At 54.2% G+C, this 20,448-nt stretch carries 20 protein-coding genes and 1 tRNA gene; 13 read left to right on the top strand and 8 right to left on the bottom strand.

The window, feature by feature from the left end; all coding sequences use genetic code 11:
- The first annotated feature begins 73 nt into the window (after positions 1–73).
- From tgt to FHG12_RS04435, 3 genes are all read left to right on the top strand, one after another.
- On the top strand, positions 74–1,204 hold the full coding sequence (gene tgt / locus FHG12_RS04425) for a tRNA guanosine(34) transglycosylase Tgt (protein ID WP_139514575.1): 1,131 nt from the start codon (positions 74–76) through the stop codon (positions 1,202–1,204).
- A gap of 113 nt (positions 1,205–1,317) precedes the next feature.
- Positions 1,318–2,394 carry an LptF/LptG family permease gene (locus tag FHG12_RS04430; protein ID WP_139514576.1) on the top strand — a complete coding sequence of 359 codons (1,077 nt, stop codon included), beginning with the start codon at positions 1,318–1,320 and terminating at the stop codon, positions 2,392–2,394.
- Between the two features lie 46 nt (positions 2,395–2,440).
- Positions 2,441–3,391: a DMT family transporter gene (locus tag FHG12_RS04435; protein ID WP_139514577.1), complete on the top strand. Its 951-nt coding sequence runs from the start codon at positions 2,441–2,443 to the stop codon at positions 3,389–3,391.
- Here the strand turns inward: FHG12_RS04435 and ispE are convergent.
- Positions 3,347–4,159, bottom strand: coding sequence for a 4-(cytidine 5'-diphospho)-2-C-methyl-D-erythritol kinase (ispE, locus tag FHG12_RS04440; RefSeq protein ID WP_139514578.1), 813 nt, complete (start codon positions 4,157–4,159; stop codon positions 3,347–3,349). The two genes, FHG12_RS04435 and ispE, sit on opposite strands and share 45 nt — an antisense overlap.
- A 133-nt stretch (positions 4,160–4,292) precedes the next feature.
- Here ispE and FHG12_RS04445 point away from each other — a divergent pair, with 133 nt between their 5' ends.
- The 3 genes from FHG12_RS04445 to FHG12_RS04455 are packed head-to-tail and all read left to right on the top strand — an operon-like array spanning position 4,293 to position 6,736.
- Positions 4,293–4,949: a sugar transferase gene (locus tag FHG12_RS04445; protein ID WP_139514579.1), complete on the top strand. Its 657-nt coding sequence runs from the start codon at positions 4,293–4,295 to the stop codon at positions 4,947–4,949.
- The gene (locus tag FHG12_RS04450; protein ID WP_139514580.1) at positions 4,942–5,601 is read left to right on the top strand and encodes an acetyltransferase; all 660 of its coding nucleotides are present in this window, start codon (positions 4,942–4,944) and stop codon (positions 5,599–5,601) included. The genes FHG12_RS04445 and FHG12_RS04450 overlap by 8 nt, the downstream gene beginning before the upstream one ends.
- Positions 5,594–6,736 (top strand): DegT/DnrJ/EryC1/StrS family aminotransferase, encoded by a 1,143-nt coding sequence (locus tag FHG12_RS04455; protein WP_139514581.1) that lies wholly within the window; start codon positions 5,594–5,596, stop codon positions 6,734–6,736. The genes FHG12_RS04450 and FHG12_RS04455 overlap by 8 nt, the downstream gene beginning before the upstream one ends.
- On the opposite strand, the gene FHG12_RS04460 is transcribed toward FHG12_RS04455, so the two are convergent.
- The 3 genes from FHG12_RS04460 to atpD all read right to left on the bottom strand — a co-directional run bounded on the left by FHG12_RS04460 (position 6,733) and on the right by atpD (position 9,835).
- Positions 6,733–7,854: a trans-sulfuration enzyme family protein gene (locus tag FHG12_RS04460; protein ID WP_139514582.1), complete on the bottom strand. Its 1,122-nt coding sequence runs from the start codon at positions 7,852–7,854 to the stop codon at positions 6,733–6,735. The two genes, FHG12_RS04455 and FHG12_RS04460, sit on opposite strands and share 4 nt — an antisense overlap.
- Positions 7,855–8,003: 149 nt before the next feature.
- Entirely contained in the window at positions 8,004–8,249 is a 246-nt protein-coding gene (gene atpC / locus FHG12_RS04465) for an ATP synthase F1 subunit epsilon (RefSeq protein ID WP_139514583.1), read from the bottom strand.
- Positions 8,250–8,329: 80 nt separating this feature from the next.
- Positions 8,330–9,835 carry a F0F1 ATP synthase subunit beta gene (gene atpD / locus FHG12_RS04470; protein WP_139514584.1) on the bottom strand — a complete coding sequence of 502 codons (1,506 nt, stop codon included), beginning with the start codon at positions 9,833–9,835 and terminating at the stop codon, positions 8,330–8,332.
- A gap of 254 nt (positions 9,836–10,089) precedes the next feature.
- Here atpD and FHG12_RS04475 point away from each other — a divergent pair.
- The 4 genes from FHG12_RS04475 (at position 10,090) to pth (ending at position 12,678) form a co-directional block, all read left to right on the top strand.
- Positions 10,090–10,162 (top strand) — tRNA-Gln (locus FHG12_RS04475).
- Positions 10,163–10,322: 160 nt separating this feature from the next.
- Entirely contained in the window at positions 10,323–11,252 is a 930-nt protein-coding gene (locus FHG12_RS04480) for a ribose-phosphate pyrophosphokinase (protein ID WP_139514585.1), read from the top strand.
- 127 nt (positions 11,253–11,379) lie between these two features.
- On the top strand, positions 11,380–11,952 hold the full coding sequence (locus FHG12_RS04485; protein WP_139514586.1) for a 50S ribosomal protein L25/general stress protein Ctc: 573 nt from the start codon (positions 11,380–11,382) through the stop codon (positions 11,950–11,952).
- A 162-nt stretch (positions 11,953–12,114) separates the two neighbouring features.
- The gene (gene pth / locus FHG12_RS04490) at positions 12,115–12,678 is read left to right on the top strand and encodes an aminoacyl-tRNA hydrolase (RefSeq protein WP_139514587.1); all 564 of its coding nucleotides are present in this window, start codon (positions 12,115–12,117) and stop codon (positions 12,676–12,678) included.
- A gap of 77 nt (positions 12,679–12,755) precedes the next feature.
- Here pth and metG read toward each other — a convergent pair whose 3' ends face one another.
- Positions 12,756–14,798 carry a methionine--tRNA ligase gene (gene metG, locus FHG12_RS04495; RefSeq protein WP_139514588.1) on the bottom strand — a complete coding sequence of 681 codons (2,043 nt, stop codon included), beginning with the start codon at positions 14,796–14,798 and terminating at the stop codon, positions 12,756–12,758.
- Positions 14,799–15,011: 213 nt separating this feature from the next.
- Between metG and FHG12_RS04500 the strand changes: the two genes are divergently transcribed.
- On the top strand, positions 15,012–15,665 hold the full coding sequence (locus FHG12_RS04500) for a hypothetical protein (RefSeq protein ID WP_139514589.1): 654 nt from the start codon (positions 15,012–15,014) through the stop codon (positions 15,663–15,665).
- 61 nt (positions 15,666–15,726) lie between these two features.
- Here the strand turns inward: FHG12_RS04500 and FHG12_RS04505 are convergent, their stop codons facing one another.
- Both FHG12_RS04505 and msrB read right to left on the bottom strand, forming a co-directional pair.
- Positions 15,727–16,080: a hypothetical protein gene (locus FHG12_RS04505; RefSeq protein ID WP_139514590.1), complete on the bottom strand. Its 354-nt coding sequence runs from the start codon at positions 16,078–16,080 to the stop codon at positions 15,727–15,729.
- A gap of 174 nt (positions 16,081–16,254) precedes the next feature.
- Positions 16,255–16,851 (bottom strand): peptide-methionine (R)-S-oxide reductase MsrB, encoded by a 597-nt coding sequence (gene msrB, locus FHG12_RS04510; protein ID WP_230471289.1) that lies wholly within the window; start codon positions 16,849–16,851, stop codon positions 16,255–16,257.
- A gap of 162 nt (positions 16,852–17,013) precedes the next feature.
- Here msrB and typA point away from each other — a divergent pair, with 162 nt between their 5' ends.
- Positions 17,014–18,819 carry a translational GTPase TypA gene (typA, locus tag FHG12_RS04515; RefSeq protein WP_139514591.1) on the top strand — a complete coding sequence of 602 codons (1,806 nt, stop codon included), beginning with the start codon at positions 17,014–17,016 and terminating at the stop codon, positions 18,817–18,819.
- A 115-nt stretch (positions 18,820–18,934) separates the two neighbouring features.
- Here the strand turns inward: typA and FHG12_RS04520 are convergent, their stop codons facing one another.
- Positions 18,935–19,207: an acylphosphatase gene (locus FHG12_RS04520; protein ID WP_139514592.1), complete on the bottom strand. Its 273-nt coding sequence runs from the start codon at positions 19,205–19,207 to the stop codon at positions 18,935–18,937.
- A 102-nt stretch (positions 19,208–19,309) separates the two neighbouring features.
- Between FHG12_RS04520 and nagA the strand changes: the two genes are divergently transcribed.
- On the top strand, positions 19,310–20,431 hold the full coding sequence (nagA, locus tag FHG12_RS04525; RefSeq protein ID WP_165699301.1) for an N-acetylglucosamine-6-phosphate deacetylase: 1,122 nt from the start codon (positions 19,310–19,312) through the stop codon (positions 20,429–20,431).
- The last annotated feature ends 17 nt before the right edge of the window (positions 20,432–20,448 follow it).

Genomic DNA, 20,448 nt, shown 5'->3' on the forward strand with positions numbered 1-20,448 from the left:
CCGGCAAAAATAGGTATTCATCAGCAGCAAACGGCGCCAAGGGGTTACCTTTGCGGTTTGTAATTGTGACTGAATGACCTTCGATCTCGTAGCCCAAGATTCCCAGACCAAAGCCCGCGTCGGCGTGGTCACCACGGCGCACGGCGCCATCCAGACGCCGATTTTTATGCCGGTCGGCACAGTGGGCACGGTGAAAGCCGTGCAGCAGCGCGACTTAGTTAACGATGTACAGGCCCAAATTATTCTGGGCAATACCTATCACCTCTACCTGCGCCCCGGCCTCGATATTTTGCGCCAGGCAGGCGGCTTGCATAAATTCAACGGCTGGGATCGGCCCATCCTGACCGACAGCGGTGGCTACCAAGTGTACTCGCTTAGCGGCACGCGCAAAATCAAAGAGGAAGGCGTCAAATTCCGCTCCCACATCGACGGTTCGCAGCATTTGTTTTCGCCCGAAGGCGTGATGGATATTCAGCGCACCATTGGCGCCGACATCATCATGGCATTTGATGAGTGCACGCCGTGGCCCTGCGAATACGACTACGCCAAGCGCTCGCTGGACATGACGCATCGCTGGCTCAAGCGCTGCATTGCCCGCTTCGATAGCACCGAAGGCCACTACGGCTACGAGCAGACGCTTTTCCCAATCGTGCAAGGCAGCACTTTCAAAGATCTGCGCATCCAGTCGGCGGAGTTTGTGGCCGAGCAGCAGCGCGAAGGCAACGCCATCGGCGGCCTGAGCGTAGGTGAGCCCGCCGAGCTGATGTACGAAATGACTGAGCTCGTCTGCGACATCTTGCCCAAAGATAAGCCCCGCTATCTGATGGGCGTCGGCACCCCAGCTAACATATTGGAAAACATTGCGTTAGGCGTTGATATGTTCGACTGCGTAATGCCCACCCGCAACGCGCGCAACGGCATGCTGTTTACGACGCAAGGCGTGATGAACATTACCAATAAAAAGTGGGCCACCGATTTCGAGCCGATTGATGCCGAACTAGGCGGCTACGTCAGTACGTTTTACTCGCGCGCTTACGTTCGTCACTTGTTTCAGAGTCAGGAAATGCTCGGCCCGCAAATTGCGTCGGTGCACAACCTGACGTTCTATTTGTGGCTAGTCAAGCAGGCGCGGGAGCACATCCTGGCCGGCACTTTTCGCGAGTGGAAAGACCGCATGGTGAAGCAACTCATGACGCGCCTGTAAATCACTAGCTACACAACTACTTCATTATCAATTACTTATACAAATCAGCTTAAAACTCCGTAAAAAGCTGATTATCAGCGCCCATCCCATTAATCTGCCTCACCCACGATTACATGAAGCTGCTCGATAAATACATCCTCCAGAAATTTCTCACCTCGTTTTTCTTTACGGTGGTGGTGCTGGTGGCCGTGATCTGCGTGATTGACTTCACGGAGAAAAACGACGATTTCATCCAGCACGACCTCGGCGCCAAGCAGATTATTCTGGAATATTACGTCAATCTGTTTCCGTATTACGCCAATCTGCTCTCCCCCATCACGGTGTTCATAGCCACCGTATTCGTGACGGCGCGCTTGGCTTCTCGCACCGAAATTGTAGCGATTCTGGCCAGCGGCGTGAGTTTTCGCCGGTTTTTGCTGCCTTATGTTATGGGTGGGTTGATTATCGGGGCGGCCACGTTTGGGCTCATTGGCTGGCTGATTCCGGTGGCCAACAAGACGCGCGTGAACTTTGAACGCCTTTACACCAAGCGGCAGTATCACTTCGATGCGCGCAACTTTCACATCAAGATTGGGCCCGAAACCTATGCCCAGATGGAGAGCTACGACAACATCAACAACGTCGGCTACCGCTTTGCGCTCGAAACCATTGTGGGCACCACACTCAAGCGCCGCCTCACTGCCGATGCCATCAGTTGGGACTCGACGAAGCACGCGTGGCGCCTCACGCCGCAGCTGATTCGCACTTTTAACGGGCAGCAGGAACACCTGCAAACCGTGCCAGCCCGCGACACAACGCTCAATCTTTACCCCAAGGATTTCGCCAGCAAATACCGCCTCGCCGAAACCCTCACGCTGCCGGAGCTGAATGCGTTCATCAAGCAGAAAATTGACCGGGGCGCCGACGACACGCAAACATACCTGAGCGAGAAATACGAACGCTACGCGTATCCCTTTGCTATTCTGATACTTACCATTATTGGCGTAATTCTGAGTGCCCGCAAGTCGCGAGCGGGCGTCGGCGGGCAGATTGCGCTGGGATTTGTGCTGGCCTTCGTGTTCATCATTTTCGTAATCCTAAGCCGCAACTTGGCGGCGGTGGGCACGCTTTCGCCCATGTTGGCGGCCTGGGTACCGAGCATTGTGTTTACCATAATCGGGCTCGCGCTGTATCGTTTCGTACCGCAATAAGCATCGGCATACCACTATTTACCAATCCACTGACAATCAGTTTATTATGCTCAAGGATTATCTCCGGCTCCACTTTATCGTCTTGTTGTGGGGTTTCACGGCCATCTTGGGCAAGCTGATTTCGGTGCCGCCGGTGGAGTTGGTATTTTGGCGCACGCTGATTGCATCGGCGGGGCTAGCCTTGTTGTTGATGTTGCGCCGGCAAACCTGGCGCGTCAGGCCGTTGGCGGCCCTACGGCTGCTAGGCGTCGGGGCGCTGGTAGCCGTGCACTGGATCACGTTTTTTCTGGCGGCTCGCCTGTCTTCGGTGAGCGTGTGCTTGGCCGGCATGGCTACGCTGGCTTTGTGGACGTCGCTGCTGGAACCATTAATTATGTGGCGGCCGGTGCGGCCGTACGAGGTAATTCTAGGCTTGCTGACAATGATAGGTCTGTACCTAGTTTCGCAGGCAGAATTCGATCAGCTGCTGGGGTTGGGCGTCGCCGTGTTTTCGGCTGGTTTGTCGGCTTTGTTTAGCGTATTCAACGCTAAGCTGGTGAAAGAGCACCCGCCGTTGCGCCTCACGTTTTATGAGATGCTGGGCGCGTGCTTGTCTATTTTGCTGTTTTTTCCGCTGTACAGCCGCTATTTCACCCAAAATGCGGGCCTGCATCTGGCCCTAAAACCCTGGGATTACGTGTGGCTCTTGCTCTTGGCAGGCGTCTGCACGGTGTATGCTTTCTCGTCGTCGGTGGAGCTGATGAAGCGACTCTCCGCGTTCGTTATCAACCTGACTGTCAACCTAGAACCCGTATACGGCATCCTGCTGGCGGTGCTGATGTATTGGCTGCATGTGCCCGGCTTCCGCGAAGAGCAGATGTCGACGGGCTTTTACCTAGGCACGTTGGTGATCTTGTTTAGCGTGCTGATTCACCCCGTTCTCGACCAGTGGAATCAGCGCCGGGCCCGTCGCTTACAGCAACCCATCCCAGACGAGATAATCGTCGGGAATCCGTAAAACGGGAGGCACTTGCTGCTTCGGAAAAAAGCCATAAACCGCAGACCCTGAGCCCGATAAGCATGCATAGGCTGCTCCAGCAGTATATAAGGCTTGTTTCAGCTCGCCCAACACCGGATAAAAAGGCGTCAGGGCATCTTCAAAGTCATTACCAACAGTTTCGCGCCATGTTTCCATAGGCTGCGCGATGCTTTGCCGCAAATCGTGGCGGGGCGTGCGCGGCACGACGCGCGAATACGCTTCGCCGGTGCTGATGTGCAGATTAGGATAGATGACTTTGCACGCGACGCCGGTCAGATCGAGGGCAATTGGCTCGAACACATCGCCCTTTTCGTGCGCAAAAACAGGTTTGTTCCGAATAAAAAAAGCGCAGTCGCTACCCAAACGCCGAGCATAATTCTCGAGTACCTCAGGCAAACAATTCAGGTTGAATAGCTCGTTTAAAGCGCGCAAAGCAAAGGAAGCATCGCCCGAACCACCACCCAACCCCGCCCCGATGGGCACGACCTTTTGCAGATGCATTTGCACCGGCGGCAAGTCAAAGTCAGCCTTTAGCAACTCGTAGGCACGCCAGCACAAATTGGTCTCTACTTCACCCGGAATAGGTATACCACTGATTGTTAATGCATTAGCTTCAGCAGGCAAAATTTCCAGCGCATCCGTCCAAGGCAGCGGCACAAACACCGATTCGAGGTTGCGGAAGCCATCGGCGCGCTGGCTGGTGATGTAGAGCCCTAGGTTGAGTTTGGCGTTGGGGAAGACAAGCATGATCGGGAGGTAGCGTACGCAGCAGAATTCCAGCGGCAGAATTCGTCGCGCCGGCGCCGCAAGCTACTGCGTAGGCGCCATAAAAAGGGTATTTTTGGCCTTGCATGAAGCCTGATTGCTTCGGCATTTTCGTATGTCTGACCTGATTGGCTTGGATTGGTACCGACGTTGGGGCAAGCGTTTGCTTGACTTGGGGTTGGCCGCGCCGCTTGTGCTGCTGACGTTGCCGTTGCTGCTGCCAGCGGCGGTGGCACTGGCATTCCAAAACCGAGGGCGGGTGTTATTTCGGCAGCTTCGCCCCGGCTGGCACGGTCGGTTGTTCAGGCTTTACAAACTCCAAACCATGACCAACGCTCGGGATGCCCAAGGCCATCTGCTTCCCGACGCGGACCGCCTGCCGCCGCTAGGACGTTGGCTGCGAACCACTTCCATCGACGAGTTACCCCAGCTCTGGAACGTATTGCGGGGTGATATCAGTTTAGTTGGGCCACGACCATTGCTTCCGCAATACTTGCCGCTGTATTCGCCGCAACAGGCCCGCCGCCATCAGGTTCGGCCGGGCATTACGGGTTGGGCGCAAGTCAACGGACGAAACGCGATCTCCTGGGAAAAGAAATTTGAATACGATGTGTGGTACGCTGATAACCTGTCGTTGAAATTAGACCTTCGCATCTTGTTACTCACTGTTCAACGGGTGGTAAGCGCCCGAAATATTACGGCTCCGGGTCAGGCTACTACTGAGGCCTTTACGGGTACATTCGTCGCCCCTGAGCCTCCGCAACATGACTAAGCCGCTAAAACCGCTGGTTATTTTTGGTGCCGGCGGGCTGGGCCGCGAAATTTTGCTGCTCGCTCGTCAAATTAACGAGGTCACGCCCACCTGGCTGCTCACTGGTTTTTACGACGACGCAAGTCCTGCCAGCGCCTTCATCCACGGCGTACCATACCGCGGCACCGCAGCCGACCTCAATGCTACCAAGGAACCCTTGCAAGTCATTGTGGCTGTGGGCAATAGCCAAGCTCGGGCCGCAGTGGTCAGCAGGCTCACCTCGCCCCTTTTGCAGTTCGCAACGCTGATTCATCCTTCTGTTGCCTGTCAGCAATACCAGCACATCAGCGTGGGCGAAGGCTCCATTATCACCCAAAGCTGCATCCTGACCACCGATATCCGGGTGGGCAGGCACGTTTTGCTAAATCTGGGCTGCACCATCGGCCACGACGCGGTTCTGGAAGATTTTTGTTCGTTAATGCCCCACGCCAATGTCGGCGGCGAAGCCCATTTGGGCGTGGGCGTGTATCTGGGCACCAATGCCACTGTCATCAACCAAGTGCGCGTAGGTGCCCGCACCATTGTAGGCGCCGGCGCCGTTGCCGTGCGCGACTTGCCCGCCGACTGCACTGCCGTTGGAGTGCCTGCCACCGTTATCAAAACTCATGCGTAGCCGAGACCACGACCGCATCTATCTTTCCCCACCTCATCTTGGTCGCCACGAGCTCAACTACGTTCATAAAGCCTTCGAGGACAACTGGATAGCTCCTACAGGACCCAACATTACGGGTTTCGAGCAGGATGTGTGTCAGTACACCGGCGCAGCTTACGCAGTGGCGTTAGCCTCCGGTACGGCGGCCATTCATCTGGGCCTGATCTTATTAGGTGTCGAGCCCGGTGATGATGTGTTGTGCTCTTCGTTCACGTTCGTAGCTACGGCCAATCCCATTGTATATCAGGGTGCTACGCCTGTATTTGTTGATAGCGAGCCAAATACGTGGAATATGTGCCCAGTGCGGCTGCGTGAGGCCATCGAGGACCGGATCCGAGTAGGCAAAAAGCCTAAAGCACTTATACTGGTGCATTTATATGGCACACCGGCGCAATTGCATGAGCTGTTGAACATTGCGGCGGAGTTTGAGATTCCGGTTCTGGAAGATGCCGCGGAAGCTCTGGGCTCACACTACGCGGACAGGCCGCTAGGCACTTTCGGGGCGGTGGGCGTTTTCTCGTTCAATGGCAACAAAATCCTGACTACCAGCAGTGGCGGCATGTTAGTTACCAATCGCCAAGACTGGGCGCAGCAAGCGCTCTTCCTGGCGACGCAGGCCAAGGACCAAGCACCTTATTATCAACACTCTACTACTGGGTACAATTATCGCCTCAGCAATATTTTAGCAGGTATTGGGCGGGGCCAGATGGAATTGCTGGAGGATCGGGTAAAAAAGCGAAGGGAAATTTATGCGTGGTATAAAGAAAAACTCCGTGAGGTATCAGCCATTAGCTTCGGCCCTCACGAGCCGGTTGGCAGCCGCTCCAACCGGTGGCTTACAACCATCCTGCTCGACGCTAACCAAACCTCAGCTACGCCGGAGCAGGTGCGGCAACACCTAGAAAGCCGCAACATCGAAGCCCGGCCGCTCTGGAAACCCTTGCATCAACAACCCCTTTTTGCGTCCTCCCCCACATACGGAGGCGCAGTTTGCAACGACCTGTTTATGAGAGGATTATGCCTCCCTTCTGGATCAAGCATGACGGAGGACGATCTGCAAAGGGTGGTCGACGCCCTTCGCGAGGTGGTTCTTTAAGCAAGTGCTTGCTCCAAATCAGCAATCAATTCGTCCACTGGCTCTATGCCGGCCGATAGCCGGATCAGGCCGGTAGTAATGCCGAGCTGTTGTTGCTGCTCCGGCGTCAGGTAGCGGTGCGACGTGCCCAACGGATACGAGAGCGACGAATCTACCCCGGCCAGCGAAGGCGCAAACGGGAAACGTTGGCTACGGCGCATCAACTGGTTTACTTTTTCGGCTTCGTCGGCTATTTTGAAAGAAAGCATACCGCCAAACAAACCCTTCCCTTGCTCAGCGGCTAAAACATGCTGCGGGTGCGTTGGCAGCCCCGGATAGTACACAGCGGCCACCGACGGATGCTGGTTCAGAAACTCAGCGATGGCCATGGCATTGAGGCAATGCTGGCGAATGCGTAGGTGCAGCGTTTTGAGCCCCCGCACTGCCAGCCAGCTCTCCATCGGGCTCAGCGTCAGGCCATAATGCATACCGATCTCCTTGAGGCGAACCGCTACGTCAGGGTCGGCAGCTACTACGGCCCCCGCCGTCACGTCGCTGTGGCCGGCAATATATTTGGTAACGCTGTGCAAGGTAATATCCGCCCCTAATGCCAAAGGTCGCGTCAGGATGGGAGACGCGAATGTATTGTCCACGATAAGCTTCAGCCCGTAGCGATGGCATTCTTCGGCCAGTTGACGTAGATCGGCAACGCGTAGCAGCGGATTACTGATGGTTTCGGCTAACAGAACGCGCGTGGTAGGCTTTACAAATTCCGCGAGCGAGTACAGCGCGTCGAATGGCACATACGTCACCGTGATGTTCATTCGGCTCAGTTCCGCGTTCAGCAACGACGAAGACCCACCATAGATATCGGCTGCGCACAGCACATGGTCGCCGGCTTGGCAGTAAGCCAGCAGGGCCGCGAAGATGGCAGCCATCCCAGAGCCGGTGGCAATACCACCCGCGCCTGCTTCCAGCTTCGTTACGGCATTCGCCAACTCATCGGAATTCGGATTGCCATTACGAGAGTACATGTACCGACTCTCGGGGCTTTCGAAATAGCTTTCCAGTTCGTGGAGATCCTCAAACTTGAAAACGGAAGTCTGGTATATGGGCGTGATTTTGGGATGGATTTCCATGTAACGTAAGCTTTAGCCAGCAGTAGCGGTGCGTTGTAGAGATATTTCCGACAAGCACGAAAGCCAGTGCAAGCTAAAGCTTACAGCCCAATTCAAAACAAAAAAGCCCTTCCCGATGGGAAAGGCTTTTCATAAAAAGCAGTTCTGGCTTAAGCAACAATGGCCTCAGCCAGTACAATCACGTTATTGCGAAGAACTTCTACTACGCCGCCTTCAATGCGAAAGGCTTCACGGCCGGTAGCGCTGGTCACGGTGACTTCGCCGTGTTTCAGGGTGCTAATCAGGGGCGCGTGGTTGTTAAGAACCTCGAACTGTCCGTCGCTTCCGGGAAACACGACGGCTGTTACTTCGCCTTCGAATACTTTCCGGTCTGGCGTGATGATTTCTAAATGCATAAGTGGAATCGTTAAACCAACTACTGCATAACTATTTGACAATCAAATAGTTATGCAGTAGTTGGTTTCGCCTTTAACAATTACTTGGCTTCTGCGATCAGACGCTCGCCTTTGGCTACAGCATCTTCGATGCTACCTACCAAGTTGAACGCCGCCTCGGGCAGGTGGTCGTACTTGCCTTCGATGATCTCGTTGAAGCCGCGGATCGTGTCCTTAATGTCAACCAATACGCCAGCTAGGCCAGTAAATTGCTCAGCTACATGGAACGGCTGCGAAAGGAAACGCTGCACACGACGAGCGCGCGATACAACCAGCTTATCTTCTTCCGACAATTCGTCCATGCCCAAGATGGCGATAATGTCCTGCAGTTCTTTGTAGCGCTGTAGAATCTCTTTCACGCGCTGGGCGGTGTTGTAGTGCTCGTCACCGATCAAGTCGGCAGACAGAATGCGCGACGTCGAGTCGAGCGGGTCTACCGCAGGGTAGATACCGAGCTCGGCGATCTTACGCGACAATACCGTGGTGGCATCCAAGTGAGCAAACGTCGTTGACGGAGCTGGGTCAGTCAAGTCATCAGCAGGCACATAAACAGCTTGTACCGAAGTGATTGAGCCACGCTTTGTTGACGTGATGCGCTCTTGCATGGCACCCATTTCGGTAGCCAGCGTAGGCTGGTATCCTACGGCCGAAGGCATCCGGCCCAAGAGAGCCGATACTTCCGAACCCGCCTGCGTAAAGCGGAATATGTTGTCGATGAAGAACAGAATGTCGCGACCAGCGCCGGTGCCGTCGCCATCGCGGAAGTTTTCCGCTACGGTCAGGCCCGAGAGGGCTACGCGAGCACGGGCTCCGGGTGGCTCGTTCATCTGGCCAAACACGAGGGTTGCCTGCGATTTAGCCAGTTCGGTTTCGTCTACTTTCGAGAGATCCCAACCGCCTTGCTCCATCGAATGCTTGAACTCTTCACCGTACTTGATGATGTCCGATTCGATGAATTCGCGCAGCAGGTCATTGCCTTCGCGGGTACGTTCGCCCACGCCAGCAAACACCGACAGACCTGCATAGGCCTTGGCGATGTTGTTAACCAACTCCATGATTAGTACGGTTTTACCTACACCGGCGCCACCGAACAAACCAATTTTACCACCCTTTACATAAGGGGCGAGCAGGTCGATAACTTTGATACCTGTGTAAAGAATCTCCGACGAAGTAGCCAGATCTTCAAACGGGGGAGCCTGACGGTGAATCGACAGACCACCATCGCTTTTGGGCTGTGGAATGCCGTCGATGGCGTGGCCAATCACGTTGAACAGGCGGCCTTTGATGCCTTCGCCGGTGGGCATGGTGATGGGCGAGCCCAAGTCACGAACTACAGCCCCTCGGGTCAAGCCCTCGGTTGAGTCCATGGCAATGGTGCGCACCCGATCTTCGCCGAGGTGTTGCTGGCATTCCAGGATGACCACTTGGCCGTTGTCTTTCGTGACTTCGAGCGCGTCGAGGATGTTGGGAAGTTTGGTGCCTTCACCCGCGAAGCTCACGTCCACGACGGGACCGATGACCTGGGTGATTTTTCCGGTATTCGCCATTGCGTATCTTTATAATGAGTGGGGCAAGGGTTTCAGGCCGCAAAACTACGGCTAAAATGCCGCTTTGCCAAAGCCGAATTATCGGAAAGTTTGGCAAAGCATGAAGTGCTGAAAATCAGGGATTCAGCCCCGCAAAAACCCCATCCGTGCACAATAGGTGCGGTGGAAGCGGAAAAAATTTTTGCTGCAAAATTTGCCTTGAATTAAACCCGTCGTACATTTGCACACCCAAACGGCACAGCTGATGGGTATTTTGTCCGATGGTGTAACTGGCAACACGCTTGATTTTGATTCAAGAAAGTCCAGGTTCGAGCCCTGGTCGGACAACTGGTTAAGTAACGCGAAAGGCGCTGGATCTTCCTCGAAAAGGAAGTCCGGCGCCTTTCGCTTTTTGGTTTGGCCTACTCCTTCGCTAAATTGGGTTTCCGCGATTTTCCCGGAGCCGCTCAATTCCTCTTTGCAGTCCTCATCCTTTACTTCCCTTACCATGGCTCCACAGGTTAAAATTTTTGCCGGCAATTCTAATCCCGAACTGTCGGCTCGGATTGCCGACGCATTCGGAACCCCCCTCGGTGACCTGAGCATTCAGCGCTTCGCCGATACGGAATTAGGCCCTAGCTTCAACGAAAGCGTGCGTGGTTGTGCGGTGTTTCTGATTCAGAGCACCTTTCCGCCTGCCGAAAACCTCATGGAACTGATGCTGATGGTAGACGCGGCCAAGCGCGCCTCGGCCGAATCGGTGAATATCGTGATGCCGTATTACGGCTACGCCCGTCAGGACCGCAAAGACAAGCCGCGCGTCAGCATCGGGGCCAAGGTAGTAGCCGATTTTATACAAAGTGTTGGCACTGACCGGCTTATGACCTGCGACCTGCACGCTGGCCAGATTCAGGGCTTCTTTGACATTCCGGTTGACCACTTAGATGGTGCCGCGATGTTCGTGCCGTATATCAAGTCGCTGAACTTGGAAAACCTCATCTTCGCATCGCCCGACGTGGGCGGCGTGGTGCGTACGCGGGCTTTCGCCAAGCGCTTCGGCGCCGAGATCGTGGTATGTGACAAGACGCGTTTGCGGGCTAATGAGATCGCTTCCATGCAGGTGATCGGCGATGTAACGGGCCAGGACGTGGTATTAGTAGATGACATTGTGGACACGGCCGGCACCATCTGCAAAGCGGCTGATTTGCTCATGGAGCGCGGCGCCAAATCGGTACGTGCTGTCATTACACACGCTATTCTGAGTGGCCCCGCGCACGACCGCATCCGGGCTTCGGCGCTTCAGGAGCTGGTGGTGTCCGATACAATTCCGTTGCGGCAGCAGAATGATAAAATCCGGGTCATTTCCCTAGCGGACCTCTTTGCCCGGGCCATCCGCAATGTGGTGACGCACGAGTCCATCAGTTCGCTGTTCATTTAGGAGTACCGTTTCGGCCTCGTTACTAGGCAGAATCGATCTGACCTTCCGAATATAAAACAAACCGCTTATCTTTGCGGCCCGATTTGCCCTGATGGTCAGGGCAACGGAATATTCAAACACACTTTTTATGAAAAGCTTAGAGGTTGTAGGGTTTAAAAGAGCGAATCTCGGCAAGAAAGATGCAAAGCAGTTACGTCTTGATTCTTATGTACCGTGCGTATTGTACGGTGGCAAAGAGCAAGTTCACTTTTCGGCTCCTGCTATTCTCTTCCGCGAACTGCTGTACACGCCCGAAGTTCACATCGTGGACCTGAACGTAGAAGGCACGATGTACCGCGCCATTGTACAGGATGCCCAGTTCCACCCCGTAAACGAAATGCTGCTGCACGTTGACTTCCTCGAGCTGGAAGGCGGCAAAGAAGTCAAGATGGACATCCCCGTGAAGTTCATTGGTGTTTCGCCCGGCGTACAGCAAGGTGGCAAACTGGTGTCGAAGTTGCGTAAGCTGAAAGTAAAGGCTACGCCCGAGAACCTGCCCGACTTCGTAGAAGTTAACATCTCGGATCTCGAACTAGGCAAGTCGATCAAGGTAAACAAGGTGCAGCCTACCAACTACACCATCCTGACCAACCCCTTGGCTCCTATCGCTACCGTAACCATCCCACGTGCGCTGAAAGGCCAGATGGCTGCCGAGAAATAGCATCAATACTTTTGGGAGAAATTGGCCGCGTAATTTTGCAGCCGATTCGCCCAAACTCAAAAGGCCGCTCTTTCAGGGCGGCCTTTTTTGTGAAGCATACATTCGAGACGTTGTTTCTGTCCCGGAGCCCGTATCTCCCCATTAATTCGAAAAAGCAGTGATATGAAATTCCTTGTGATGGCTCTGGGAAATATCGGCCCTGAGTATGCCGATACGCGCCACAACATCGGCTTTATGGTTGCCGATTACCTGGCGGCCAAGCACGATGCGCGTTTCGAAATTGGACGCCATGCTTTTGTCACCGAAATTAAGTCGAAAGGCAAAAGCTTTACGCTGGTGAAGCCCACTACCTACATGAATCTGAGCGGCAAAGCCGCCGCACATTATTTAAGCGCCCTGAAAATTCCGGTGTCGCAAATGCTGGTGGTGACTGATGATTTGGCGCTGCCTTTTGGCAAATTACGGCTGAAAGGCAAAGGCTCGGCAGGTGGCCATAACGGCTTGAAACACATTCAGGAAACGCTCGGCACCGACGAATATGCCCGATTGCGCTTCGGCGTGGATGCAAATTTTCCGAAAGGCCGGCAGGTAGATTACGTGCTGGACCCTTTTTCGCCCGACGAACAAATCGAGTTGCCGTTGCGCATTGAAAAAGCCGCGGATGCTGTACTTACGTTCGGTGCGCTGGGCATAGAGCGGGCCATGAATGTGGTCAATGTAAAATAATTCTGGCTGCTGCATTGAAATTTATTCAACGCAGCAGCCAGAATTATTTATTTTATAACTAATTAATTATCAATCAGTTATAAAACAACACTACCATTGCGAGTTTGCTGCCCGGGCTGCATTAATGCCAACGAACCGTCGGCATTTTCGGCCAGCAGCAACATACCCTGCGATTCGATGCCTTTGATTTCGCGCGGAGCCAAATTGAGCAATACCATTACCTGCTGACCAACGAGTGCTTCGGGAATAAAGAATTCGGCGATGCCACTGACGATGGTGCGCTCATCCAGACCGGTATCGATGGTAAGCTTGAGCAGCTTTTTGGTTTTGGCTACTTTTTCGGCGGCAATAATTGTCCCGATGCGCAAATCCATGCGCGAGAAATCATCAAACGATACGTTTTCCTTAGCGGGCGTTACAGGCGCGCTGGCTAGTTGATTGGCCTTTTTTGTATCGAGCAATTTCTGCACCTGCGCTTCAACGGTCGCATCTTCGATTTTATCGAAAAGCAGGAAAGCCTCCCCCACTTGATGCCCGGCGGGCAGCGCATCGGGGTTGCCAGCGGCGTACCAAGCCGTTTTTTCAATTTGCAGCATGGCCTCCAGTTTGGCCGATGTAGCAGGCAAAAATGGCTCTACTAGCGTGGTAAGGCTGGCTGTGATTTGCAACGCAATATTGAGTATGGTCGCTACACGCGATTCATCGGTTTTGATGAGTTTCCACGGCTCAGTATCGGCCAGGTATTTATTGCCCAAACGCGCCAGATTCAGCAATTCGGCTAACGCATCGCGGAAGCGATAATTATCGATTAATTGCCCGATGCGCGTTGGAAATTCGCTGAGCTGCTGCAGCACTTCCTGATCGAAATCTGTCAGCTCATTGCGCGCCGGAATTTTGCCGCCGAAGTATTTGTGTGTGAGCACCACGGCGCGGTTTACGAAGTTGCCAAACGTAGCCAGCAATTCGTTGTTGTTCCGTGCTTGGAAATCTTTCCAGGTGAAATCGTTATCCTTGGTTTCGGGGGCGTTGGCGCACAATACGTAGCGCAATACATCGGCTTTACCCGGAAAATCCTGCAAATATTCGTGCAACCACACGGCCCAGTTGCGCGAAGTCGAAATCTTATCGCCTTCGAGGTTTAGAAATTCGTTGGCTGGCACATTATCGGGCAGAATATACTCGCCGTGCGCCTTGAGCATGGCCGGGAAAATAATGCAGTGAAAGACAATATTATCCTTTCCGATAAAATGCACCAGCTTGGTGCCACTGTCTTTCCAATAGGTTTCCCAAGTATCAGGCAATAAATCTTTGGTGGCGGAAATGTAGCCAATGGGCGCGTCAAACCAGACGTAGAGCACTTTCCCTTCGGCGCCCGGTACTGGCACGGGCACCCCCCAATCGAGGTCGCGCGTGACCGCCCGCGGATGCAAGCCTTGATCAATCCACGATTTGCACTGCCCGTAAACGTTGGCTTTCCAGTCGCCTTTGTGGCCTTCGATAATCCACTCGCGCAGCCACGGTTCGTACTGATCGAGCGGCAGATACCAGTGCTTGGTGTCGCGCAGTACCGGCTGGTTGCCGCTGAGCATGCTGCGCGGATTAATTAATTCGGTTGGGCTCAACGACGAGCCGCATTTTTCGCATTGGTCGCCGTAAGCATTTTCGTTGCCACAATTTGGGCACGTGCCCACGATGTAGCGATCGGCCAAAAATTGATCGGCTTTTTCGTCGTAATACTGCTGCGAAGTCTGTTCAACGAATTTTCCATCGTTATATAACTTGAGAAAAAAGCCGCTGGAAACTTCGCGGTGCGTAGCAGAAGAAGTGCGCGAATAAATATCAAATGATACTCCGAAATCAACGAAAGAATCGCGAATTAGCGCATGGTATTTATCGACAACTTGCTGAGGCGTAACACCTTCCTTTTGCGCCCGAATGGTAATAGGCACGCCGTGTTCATCGGAGCCGCAAATAAACTTGACATCGCGCCCCGCAGCGCGCAGGTAGCGCACATAAATATCGGCAGGCAAATACACGCCGGCCAAATGCCCGATATGTACCGGACCGTTGGCGTAGGGCAAGGCTGCCGTAACTGTATAACGTTGAGGATCAGACTGCATGAGAAAGGGAAAGAGCAAAAAGGTAAATTAAAGAAGCAGAGCGGAATTAGCTGTTCTGCTTAATTAGGCGTAAAGGAACAAGGAAAAGCAGGAACTCCCGTATAAGCGATTCACTGGATGGTGCGCAAACCTGCCACCTGATTTTGTAAAGCAAAACGCAATTGACGGCGCGCTAATTTGTTGTTAATAAATCATTTAACTCTATTTTCAATCATGAAAAAAGCCGACCAGGAGCAATCCGAAACTAAGGCCCCGAAAGACCCTGCGCTGAAGGCCCAACGCAAAGCGGCAAAGGCAGCTGCCCGTGCTTCCAACATCATGACGGACGCCCGAACCCTAAAGCGAGCGGGGCATAAAAAAGCCCTTAAATCGGCAGCCAAACAGTTGCAGAAAGAGCTCGACAACCGCATGAAGGAGGTGGTAAAGCGCATTCGCAAAGAAACAAAAGCCAAGCTAAAAGAGGTGGTAAAAGAAGCTACCCAACGTCTGGATATCGAAACGCAACGGTTGTTTGAGCAAGCTTTGTACAACATTGTGCAGCAAAATGACGCCGCCACGCCTGCGGGCTCGGATAGCATCTCTACCGAATCGGAAAGCGGCATCACCCTGACGGCGCCTGCCACCCCCAAACGTCCGGCTGCCGTGAGTTCGCGCCCGGCGCCCACCATTCGCCCTGCACGTCCGGTGCCAATGAGTCGGGCTCAAGTAGTTGAACCCGCCGCCCGCCGAGGCCGGCCGAGCAACGCCTCACGGACGACTCCGGCCGCCGCGCCGCGCCGTACGGGTAGCCCCTCGACCAACGGAGCCACTACCGATACAACTTCGGGCTCCACAGATAACGCCAGCACTTCCGACAACAACGCGTAAAACAACCCGCTGAAAATCCTTTGCGAAGCCCGATCACGAGAAAGTGGTCGGGCTTCGGTTTTTAAGGCCGCCGGGTAGTATCGAGGGGTGCGTCGTTGAGGCGGCGCAGGCGCGTTTCCTGCGTGGTTGTGTTGGGGTTATTAGTGTTCACGCTTTCGGGGCGCTGCCGGGCGTTGGTGCCGCTGGCTTGCTCGCGAATGGGCACGCGTCCCGGCGTGGCGTCAGGTACGGAGCCGCCGTAGCCGGCATTGCTGTTGTAAGCGGCTTTGCGATCGGCATCGTTGCGGATTTCGCTGGGCACGCGCGGCTGATCCGATTCGGCGGCGGTTCCTTCGGTAGCCGTGCAGCTTGTTAGCAAGCCGAGGCCGACGAGTAGCCCTAAACCGTAAATACTTGATTTATAATTATTTATCATTTCGCCATTCTTAGAGCAAACCCGGAGCAAGTCAGCTTCTGTAAAACGCTTAACCCTGGCCGGAGGTTAGTTTAATTGCGCGCCTTCATCAATCAGACTTATTTATATAACAAACGAAACGGCCCGTCGGCAAAAATTTGCCAACGGGCCGCCCTAAATCGGAGCTGCGATTGGCTACTTCGTTTTCTCGAATATCATGCCGTCCGAATCCATGCAATAGCGCTCCCCTGTAGGCTTGGGGCCATCGTCGAAAACATGGCCCAGGTGGCCGCCACACTTGGCACATACCAATTCGTCGCGGCTCATGCCATAGCTGTTGTCGGCAGTTACCTTCAGGCTATTTTCAGTTGCCGGAGCCCAGAAGCTCGGCCAACCCGTCCCCGATTCAAACTTCGTGTCGGAAGAAAAGAGCAGGTTGTGGTCGGCGGCGCAGTAGTAGTTGCCCTTTTCGTGGTTGTCGAAATACTTATTGGCAAATGCGCGCTCGGTGCCCTGCTCGCGCAGGATAAAATATTGGGCCGGCGTGAGTTGCTTGCGCCACTCCGCGTCGGTTTTGTGCACTGGAAACTCGCCGGGCTTGCCCGTAACGAGCTTGGGCTTCGGATAGGCTTTGGCCGAGACCGAAGGCATAGTGGAGGCCAAGGATTTCTCAACGGCTACGGTTTGTCCTTTTTTTTGCGAGCAAGCGGTACTCAACGTGATGCCCGATACCAACAAAATCAGCAAAGATGAGCGCATGAACATGAAATTGATGAAAGTCTGTGAGAGCATAAGGAACAACTATATAGCTGCTCTGTGTTGCAACATACGCAGCTGGACTAGAGTTCGGATCGCGGCGCTTGCCGAGGATTTAAGCCACAGTGAGTTAACATTTTAATACTGCGGGCTTTTGCGCTGATAAATGCGTACCTTTGCGCCCGCAAAACCCTTTGTATGCAGAACATCCGGAACATCGCAATCATTGCGCACGTTGACCACGGCAAGACTACGCTCGTGGACAAGATTATCCACGCTTCGAAAATATTCGACGAACATCAACACTTCGACGATCTTATTCTTGACAATAACGACTTGGAGCGGGAACGAGGAATCACCATCGTTTCCAAAAACATGTCGGTGCGTTATAAAGACGTAAAAATCAACGTCATCGACACTCCTGGTCACGCCGACTTTGGCGGCGAGGTAGAGCGCGTGTTGAAGATGGCCGACGGCGTATTGCTACTCGTCGACGCCTTCGAAGGCGCCATGCCCCAGACGCGTTTCGTGCTGGGCAAAGCCATCGACTTAGGTCTGAAGCCTATCGTGGTCGTAAACAAAGTAGACAAGGAAAACTGCCGTCCTGATGAGGTGCACGAGCAGGTTTTCGACCTGATGTTCAACCTCGGTGCTTCAGAAGATCAGCTTGACTTCGTGACGCTGTACGGCTCGTCGAAGCAGGGCTGGATGTCGCGCGACTGGAAACAGAAGACCGACAACCTGGTCCCTTTGCTTGACGCCATCGTGTCGGAAATTCCGGCGGCTCCTACCGCAGAAGGCACCCCGCAGATGCAGGTTACTTCGCTCGACTACTCGGCTTTCGTGGGTCGTATCGCGATTGGTCGCGTGCACCGCGGTACGCTGAAAGAAGGTGCTAACATGAGCCTGTGCAAGCGCGACGGCAGCATCAAGAAAGTTAAGATCAAAGAGCTTCACGTTTTTGAAGGTCTCGGCCGGAACAAGGTTTCGGAAGTTAGCTCGGGCGAAATCTGCGCGGTAACGGGTATTGAAGGCTTCGATATCGGCGACACCCTTGCCGATGCCGAGAATCCAGAAGCATTGCCGACCATCAGCATTGATGAGCCGACGATGAACATGCTTTTCACGATCAACAACTCGCCTTTCTTTGGTAAAGAAGGCAAGTTTGTAACCTCGCGCCATTTGCGCGACCGCTTGTACAAAGAGACCGAGAAAAACCTCGCCCTGCGCGTTGAGCCCACCGACAAAGAAGACACCTTCCTGGTATACGGCCGCGGTATTCTTCACTTGTCGGTTCTCATCGAAACGATGCGCCGCGAAGGCTTCGAGCTGCAAGTAGGTCAGCCGCAGGTGCTGTTCAAAGAAGAAAATGGCCAGCGTCTCGAGCCGATCGAGCACTTGGTAGTAGACGTGCCGGAAGAAACTTCGGGTAAAGTAATCGAGCTGGTGTCGGCGCGTAAAGGCGAACTGACCATCATGGAGCCGAAAGGCGACTTGCAGCACTTGGAATTCAACATTCCGGCTCGTGGCTTGATTGGCTTGCGTAACAACATGCTGACGGCTACCGCAGGTGAGGCCATCATGAACCACCGCTTCCAGAGCTACGAGCCGCACAAAGGTCCGATTCCGGGCCGTATCGCAGGTTCGCTGATCTCGCTGGAAACCGGTCCTGGAACGGCTTACACCATCGACAAACTACAGGACCGCGGCCAGTTCTTCGTTGATCCGGGTGAGGATGTGTATGCTGGTCAGGTAATCGGCGAGCACACCCGCCCCAACGACTTGACTATCAATATCCAGAAAGGCAAGAAGCTCACGAACATGCGTGCTTCCGGCTCAGATGAAAACGCGAAGATTGTGCCCAAGCGCCAGTTCTCGCTGGAAGAAGCCATGGAATACATCCAGAAGGATGAGTACCTGGAAGTAACGCCAAAATCGGTGCGGATGCGTAAAATTTTGCTGGACGAAAATGAGCGGTTGCGCTCGTCGAAGAGCAGCGATTAATTCATCTGCAACTAGATAGCTTAAGAAAAAGGCCCGGCTTACGCCGGGCCTTTTTCGTTACTTTTTAGTATCATAAATATCTAATAATCAATTATTTATACAAATACCTAAAACATCATCGCTGCACTTTAAAGTCGGCATAATGCTGCACGGCACCCAACTGCACGTCTACCCTGTCCACTCGGGCGGCGGGCGGACCTTTATGGCACCACTGTGCCAAGGCGTCCAAAGCTTCCGTTGGGCCCTCAGCCTCTATCCAGACGGTATCATCGGGCTCGTTGCGGACGTAACCGGTGAGGCCTAATTTTTGGGCTTCCTTCTGCGTGGATTGGCGAAAGAAAACGCCCTGCACGCGGCCATGAATGCGAAAGGTGCGGTGCTCAACCATGGAGTGAAGCAATTGCGAATAGCCAGAAAAGAATACACTGCGCGCCAACGTCGTAGTTTTGGCCCTGATCGCTTACGTATTCTCCCTACCCTTCGATTCCGGATGCGCCACGCTCTTACCAATTGCACCCTGTATACCGGCACCGCGGTGCTGCCTCAGCACGCGCTGCTACTCCGCGACGAACGCATTGAAGCCGTATTGCCCAGCACCGACCTGCCTGCCGACATACCGCGCACCGATGCCCACGGGCTCAACGTAGCTCCCGGCCTGATCGACTTGCAGATTTACGGCGGTGGAGGTATGCTGTTTTCCGTCGAGCCGACTGTGGAAGTACTGGCTCGCTTGCAGCAAGCTATTCTGCGCCAAGGTACTACCCGCTTTCTGGCAACGATGCCCACCAACTCACCCGCCATGATGCGGGCGGCGCTGGAAGCGGCCAACGCCTTTCGCCAACAAAGCCCTTACGGACTGCTGGGCATTCATTTAGAAGGGCCTTACATCAACCCCATCAAAAAAGGCGCGCACCAAGCCGAATTCATTAAGGCGCCAACAACTTCAGAAGTAACTGATTTATTGAATCTTAGCCAAGGTGCACTTCGAATCATGACGATGGCGCCGGAAGTCGCTACGCCGGAAGTAGTGCAGTTATTACGCGAAGCGGGCGTCGTGCTGTCAGCGGGCCATTCTGACGCGACGTATGCCCAGGCTACGGCTGGCTTCCGGCAGGGATTTACGGCGGCTACGCATTTGTTCAACGCCATGTCGCCGTTGGGCAGTCGTGAGCCGGGAATGGTTGGGGCGGTGTACGATGCCGAATCGGCGCACGCCAGCATCATTGCCGACGGCCAGCACTGCGACTTTGCCGCCATTCGCATCAGCAAGAAAATCATGGGCGAACGCCTGTTCCTTATTACCGACGCCGTGGAGGAAAGCACGCAGGGCGCGTACCGGTTTCGGCGCAACGGCGAGCGGTTTGTGGATGAACTCGGCACGCTCGCCGGCTCGGCGCTGACCCTTATGCAAGCCGTGCAAAATTGCGTGCAACACGTAGGGCTCCCGCTAGCCGAAAGCCTGCGCATGGCTACGCTTTATCCGGCACGGGTCATTCATCAAGATCATGAGCTAGGCCTGCTACAAGCCCATTATCTGGCTGACTTATGCCTGTTTGATGACGCGTTCGCGGTGAAAGGCACCATGCTTCAGGGCGATTTGCAGTGGCACTAACGCACTGTCTGATTCTT

The organism is Hymenobacter jejuensis (assembly GCF_006337165.1).
Taxonomy (GTDB): Bacteria; Bacteroidota; Bacteroidia; order Cytophagales; family Hymenobacteraceae; genus Hymenobacter; species Hymenobacter jejuensis.